Raw genomic sequence first — 6633 nt, 5'->3', positions numbered from 1 at the left:
AAAAAGACAACTCTATGATTGACCAAAACCTGATCCGCCAGTTGGTAACGATGGCACTAGATGAAGATCTCAACTACCAAACTCCAAATGATGGCGATATTACCGCAGCCCTAATCCCGCAATCGCAACACGCTCATGCTTATGTGATCACCAGAGAAGACTGCGTGTTTGTAGGTAAAGCAATCATTGAAGAAGTCTTCAAGCAAGTCGACCCAAGTGTCGCTGTTGAAGTGCTAGTCAACGACGGTGACTTCGTTGTTGCCAACACTCGCTTATTCACAGCCACAGGTTCCGCTCGAGCTATTTTAACGGCTGAGCGCACCGCGCTGAATTTTGTCCAAACTTTGTCGGGTACTGCAACCACCACAGCAAATTATGTTGCGGTGTTAGCTGGCACGCAAACCAAGCTATTAGATACACGTAAAACCATTCCAGGATTAAGAACATTGCAAAAATATGCAGTTAAGTGCGGTGGTGGTGAAAATCATCGCATTGGTCTATTTGATGCGTATCTTATCAAGGAAAACCATATCGCAGCGTGCGGCAGCATCGCCACCGCTGTTGCAACTGCGCGTAACAACCACTCGGACAAGCCGGTAGAAGTTGAAGTGGAAAATCTAAACGAACTACAACAAGCCTTAGATGCTGGCAGCGATATTATTATGTTGGATAATTTCAGCGTGGATGAAATTATCCAAGCGGTAGAGGTTACTCAAGGCAAAGCAAAACTGGAAGTGTCTGGTAACATGACAATAGAGACGCTCACAACCTACGCACAAGCCGGTGTTGATTTTATCTCCAGTGGCGCATTGACCAAACACGTGCAAAGTATTGATCTGTCAATGCGATTTGAATAATCATTGTTATCTTTATGGGCGTTTTTAACGCCCTAAATCGTCTGTTTATCTGTAATCCTGCGTAATAGAGAAACTTGTCTATTTCATTGACAAACTTACTGAAAACCCGTTAAATACGAAAAAAGAATTAGAGTGTAACAAGTTCTTAATGTTCAGTAACGGTTAGTTCCATCTCTTTTTTGAACCTATATTAGGAAAGTTTGCGCTACCGCAAAAGAATCAATAATTTATTATTAAAATTTGATTGCTGCGCTCAACGTTTACTATTAAAGTATTTGTTAATTGTGAACGCGAGAACTAATTAAGTGCTACACTCATAAAAGATTAGGGACGGCTCACAGGCATATCAGATAAATCTCAAGAAGATATATTGAGTTAGGTGAAATCAATAGCAAATGCTAAACACCACCTTCTGGTATGTAAGATAAAGCACCAGCCAGTTTGTTGATAGAATAGATTGGTGATTATTGCAAAGGTTTTAATAAACGCTTAACGTAAACATCGTAACGTTAAGTCACTTAAAATTTAGGAGACACATCATGACTCAAAAACAACAGGGTGGTTTTACCCTAATCGAACTAATGATTGTAGTTGCAATCGTAGGTATTCTTGCAGCAGTGGCACTGCCTGCTTATCAAGATTACACTGTTAAAGCTCGCTTTACTGAAGTAGTTACCGCTGGTGCATCAGTAAGAACTACTATGACTGAGTGTTTGCAGACAAACAATAATGTCATTACAGCATGTGACTCTTTTGGTGAGTTAGGTATTGCAGCACCAACAGCTACAACTAACTTAGCAAGCGTAGCAATTACAGAGACTACAGGTGTGATTACAGCAACAGGTAATGCTGTAGCAGGTGGTTTTACATATATTTTAACTCCACCAACAATTGATCCAGCAGATCCTGCACCTTCAACGTACGTATTCACAAAAAGTGGATCTTGTACAACAGCAAGCATCACAAACCTTTGCTAATTAAGTATTGGGGAGGGTTATTCTCCCCATTCACCTTTCAATCAAACACTCTAATCCATGAATAAGAAATCTATCGAATCTAGCAATACTTTAGACACCTTTATTTGGGTCGGAGTAAATAATAGAGGTAAGCGCTTAGAAGGTGAGATAACAGGTTCAAGCGTTGCCCTAGTCAAAGCCCAGTTACGAAAGCAAGGCATTACTCCTTCCAAGGTAAAACGCAAGCCCAAACCTCTATTTGGTTTGTCTGGTACACAAAAAATCACCTCGCAAGACATTGCGACTATCACCAGACAAATTGCCACGATGCTAACAGCTGGCGTTTCCCTAGTACAAACATTGGAAATGTTGGCGCGAGGTACAAAAAACAAGTCTCTATCTAAACTTATGGGACATGTCGCTGATGAAGTCAAAGCTGGTCAGCCCCTTGCAAAAGCGCTCCGCGCGTATCCAAGATATTTTGACGAACTTTATTGTGATTTAGTCCACTCTGGTGAGCAATCAGGTGCGTTAGACAGAATTTTTGACCGAGTAGCACTCTATAAAGAAAAAACCGAAGCGCTAAAATCAAAAATTAAAAAAGCACTTTTCTACCCTATTGCAGTTATCGTAGTGGCGCTAATTGTCACCTCCATCTTGCTCATTTTTGTTGTTCCTCAATTCCAAGATATATTCAATGGGTTTGGTGCGGAGCTACCAGCTTTCACGCTAATGGTGATAGGCTTTTCTGAGTTTTTGCAAGAATACTGGTGGGTATTTTTAATTGGTGTTGGCTTATTTGGTTATACCTATAAAGAAATGCTCATTCGCAGTAGTGCAGTTAAACATTTTAATGATCGCATGATCTTAAAACTGCCTATTGTAGGCGATATTTTAAAAAAAGCGGCCGTTGCCCGTTATGCACGCACCCTTTCAACCACCTTCGCCGCTGGTGTACCGCTTGGTGATGCACTAGACTCGGCTGCTGGCGCGTCAGGAAATATCATTTATAAAAATGCCATTCGAGAAATTAAGGCCGAGGTCAATGCCGGTAACCAAATGCACTGGGCGATGCACAACACCAAAGTATTCCCTGATATGGTAGTGCAAATGGTGTCTATTGGTGAAGAGTCTGGATCATTAGACAGTATGCTTGCTAAAGTCGCCAATATCTACGAGCAGGAAGTGGACGATGCCGTCGACGGCCTCTCAAGTCTTTTAGAGCCACTTATTATGGTCGTATTAGGCGTACTTATTGGTGGCCTCATTATCGCAATGTACTTACCTATTTTCCAACTGGGCTCTGTGGTTTAGACCGTTTGGCAGTGTTGCGTTATTCTCAACTTGATGTGGTACACTGCCGCGCACCTAGACATCACGTACAGTCTAGTAAATAGGTACCGAGCGCGACTCGGAAGTTTCACTTAAATAAAAATAAGCGCACGACTTATGCACGACATTATTCACTTGATGCAAACACAATTATGGTATTGGTTACTGACAGTAGCTGTTGTTAGTCTTTGTATCGGTAGCTTTTTAAATGTGGTTATACTCCGTTTACCCAAAATGATGCAAAACAACTGGCAATCAGAGTGTCGAGTTTTACTTGCTGATGAGCTTAAAACGCCGCCAAGCACAGATACCGAAACATTTAATTTAATTAAGCCAAATTCTCATTGTCCAAGCTGCAAAGCACCTGTCAAAGCATGGCAAAATATACCTCTGCTAAGCTGGATACTATTAAAAGGCAAGTGCCACCATTGCAGTGCGTCTATCTCTGTGCGCTATCCGTTTGTTGAATTAATAACCGCAATACTAGCAACTTGGGTTGCTTGGCACTTTGGTGCAAGCCTTGAAGCTGTCCTTTATATCGTTATTACATGGGTGTTGGTCGCGCTCACGGTTATTGACATCGATGAAATGTTATTACCAGATCAACTTACTTTGCCAACATTATGGTTGGTGCTTATTGCCAGCAGTTTAGGTGTGGGAGTGTCTCCTGGCACGGCAATTATTGGCGCAGCCGTTGGCTACTTGAGCTTGTGGAGTGTGTACTGGCTATTTAAATTGCTGACCGGAAAGGAAGGCATGGGCTATGGCGATTTTAAATTGCTCGCTATTTTTGGTGCCTTGATGGGATGGGAAGCCATCTTAACCATCGTTTTATTGTCTAGCCTAGTTGGTGCCATTATTGGCAGTATACAATTAAGTGTTCAGGGTCGTGACAAAGCCACGCCGATTCCATTTGGCCCTTATTTGGCCATCGCTGGCTGGATCACCTTGATATATGGCGAGCAGCTCCAGCATTGGTACGTTAACTTAATCATGTGATGAAAAACAATGCTAAAAACAAATAACTGGATTTTAGGGGTAACAGGTGGCATTGGTGCGGGCAAAACTGCGATCACCCAGCATTTACAACAAAAAAAGATTACTGTCGTTGATGCTGACATCGTTGCCCGTGAAGTCGTGGCTATAGGCTCTCAAGGACTACAGGCCATTGTTAATGAGTTTGGTAACAATATTCTCCTTGCAGATGGGGGGTTAGACAGAGCCAAATTACGAGCGATTATTTTTGCAGATGATCATAAAAAACAGTGGCTCGATGCACTATTACACCCGCTGATACGTAACACACTGCTCACGCAGCTAAACGAAGCACAAAGCGACTATGTTATCTTGTCCGCACCGTTGTTATTTGAAAATGGTCTAGAACGTTATTGCGATGCCACTTTACTCGTTGATGCGTCGGTCGAAACACAAATACAAAGAACGACAAAACGCGATAATGTAGACCCTACTCAGGTAGAGCGTATTATTGCAGCGCAGATGCCACGGCAAGAAAAGCAAAAAAAAGCAGACTACATATTAAACAACGACCGTCCGCTCGAAGAAAGTTTGCAAGCGTTGGACACACTACACCAGACATTTTTAACTGAAGCAAAAATACAGCAGAAGCGGCACACATAAGGAACTGCGTCTTGGGTAAGTAGTCAAAATGACATAATTTAATCTACACTCAGCGTAATAATAAATATTGAATAAGCATTGAATGTGAAGGCAAAGAGGTACTATGGAACATCATTCCCCACTACTGCGTAAGTTTATTACTCTCGGGCGAGTCACTGCCGAGCAAATAAAATCTCGCCAGTCAGAAGCTAACACCACTGCTGAATTGATATGCCTCAGCTCAGGAATGAGTTCAAAAGAACTCGCTGAAGAATGTTTGGAGTTGTTTAAAGTTCCTTACTTTAATCTAGATCATTTTAATGTCAGTGAAGTTCCACAAGCACTAGTCAAAGAAAAATTGATCCGCAAACACCATATTTTGCCGCTGGTACAAAAAGGTCGAAAACTGTATGTTGCAGCATCAGATCCCACTGATTTTGGTGCATTTGAAAACTTTGAATTTAGCACTGGGCTACAATGTGAAGTGTTAGTCGCAGACTATAAAAAGCTCGAGACTAAAATCGATCAATTGTTTGATGCCACCGGCGGACTGTCGATTTCAGAGGCTGAATTTAAAGAGTTTGCTGATCTTGACGTTGAAGAAGAGCCAAAACCCCAAAATACCAGTGAAGACAAAGATGATGCGCCAATCATTGTTTACATCAATAAGATATTGATGGATGCGATAAAAAAAGGAGCATCGGATCTACATTTTGAGCCATACGAAAAGAAATACCGAGTGCGCTTTCGTATTGATGGATTGCTACATGAGATGGCGAGCCCCCCTAATACATTGGCAACACGCCTAGCTGCGCGTATCAAGGTCATGGCTCACTTAGACATTGCAGAGAAGCGAAAGCCTCAAGACGGTCGTATTAAACTCAAAATATCTGAGCGTAAAAGTATCGACTTTCGTGTTAGTACACTCCCGACCATGTGGGGTGAAAAAATTGTAATGCGTATTTTAGATTCTTCCAGTGCTATGTTGGGGATTGACGTACTAGGTTACGAACCTGAACAAAAAAAGCTGTATCTGGATGCGCTTGAGCAACCACAGGGGATGATTTTGGTTACTGGCCCAACGGGCTCAGGTAAAACAGTATCATTATACACCGGTTTGAATATTCTTAACCAACCAGAGCGAAATATCAGTACCGCGGAAGATCCTGTGGAGATAAACCTTGAAGGTATAAACCAAGTTCAGATCAACCCTAAAGCAGATATGACTTTTGCCAATGCCCTTAGAGCGTTTCTGCGCCAAGATCCTGATATTGTGATGGTTGGTGAGATCCGTGACCTTGAAACCGCAGAGATCTCCATCAAAGCAGCACAAACGGGTCATTTGGTGTTAAGTACACTGCATACAAACTCAGCTCCAGAGACCCTTACCCGCCTTTTGAACATGGGTGTGCCAGCTTATAACGTAGCCAGCTCAGTCAGCCTGATCATTGCTCAGCGTCTTGCAAGACGCCTTTGTCCTAAATGTAAGACGCCAGAAACCTTGCCTGACGAAGCACTACTGGGACAAGGCTTTAGCGCTGATCAAATTAAGGAGATCACCCTTTTTGCACCAAAAGGCTGTGACAGCTGCACCGACGGCTATAAAGGTCGAGTGGGTATTTATGAGGTCGTAAAGATCACCCCTGAGATTTCCCATTTAATCATGGAAGGTGGAAATTCACTGGAAATTGCTGAACAAGCGGAAAAGTCAGGGTTTGATAACTTGCGCAAATCTGGCTTAAAAAAAGCAGCAGCTGGCGTGACATCACTGACGGAAATCAACCGAGTGACAAGCTACTAAACGCATACGGGAGCAGCCATGCATCGCATTCTTGTAACAAGATCGCGATATAAAATCGCTCCTACCACAA

At 42.5% G+C, this 6633-nt stretch carries 6 protein-coding genes; all 6 read left to right on the top strand.

The window, feature by feature from the left end:
• Positions 1-14: 14 nt before the first annotated feature.
• The 6 genes from nadC to pilB all read left to right on the top strand — a co-directional run bounded on the left by nadC (position 15) and on the right by pilB (position 6563).
• Positions 15-857, top strand: a complete 843-nt coding sequence (gene nadC / locus D9603_RS16830) for a carboxylating nicotinate-nucleotide diphosphorylase (protein ID WP_128732191.1) — start codon at positions 15-17, stop codon at positions 855-857.
• A gap of 539 nt (positions 858-1396) precedes the next feature.
• Positions 1397-1834, top strand: coding sequence for a prepilin-type N-terminal cleavage/methylation domain-containing protein (locus D9603_RS16825; protein ID WP_128732190.1), 438 nt, complete (start codon positions 1397-1399; stop codon positions 1832-1834).
• A 57-nt stretch (positions 1835-1891) separates the two neighbouring features.
• A complete protein-coding gene (locus tag D9603_RS16820) occupies positions 1892-3127 on the top strand; it encodes a type II secretion system F family protein (protein WP_128732189.1) in 1236 nt (411 codons plus the stop codon).
• A 135-nt stretch (positions 3128-3262) separates the two neighbouring features.
• Positions 3263-4144, top strand: coding sequence for an A24 family peptidase (locus tag D9603_RS16815; protein ID WP_128732188.1), 882 nt, complete (start codon positions 3263-3265; stop codon positions 4142-4144).
• 9 nt (positions 4145-4153) lie between these two features.
• Positions 4154-4783, top strand: coding sequence for a dephospho-CoA kinase (gene coaE / locus D9603_RS16810; RefSeq protein ID WP_125250434.1), 630 nt, complete (start codon positions 4154-4156; stop codon positions 4781-4783).
• A 103-nt stretch (positions 4784-4886) separates the two neighbouring features.
• Entirely contained in the window at positions 4887-6563 is a 1677-nt protein-coding gene (pilB, locus tag D9603_RS16805; RefSeq protein WP_128732187.1) for a type IV-A pilus assembly ATPase PilB, read from the top strand.
• The last annotated feature ends 70 nt before the right edge of the window (positions 6564-6633 follow it).

The sequence above is a fragment of the Pseudoalteromonas sp. PS5 genome (assembly GCF_004103255.1).
Classification (GTDB): Bacteria; Pseudomonadota; Gammaproteobacteria; order Enterobacterales; family Alteromonadaceae; genus Pseudoalteromonas; species Pseudoalteromonas peptidolytica.
Note: the sequence above shows the minus strand (reverse complement) of the source record. Positions and strands in the feature narration are given on the sequence as shown.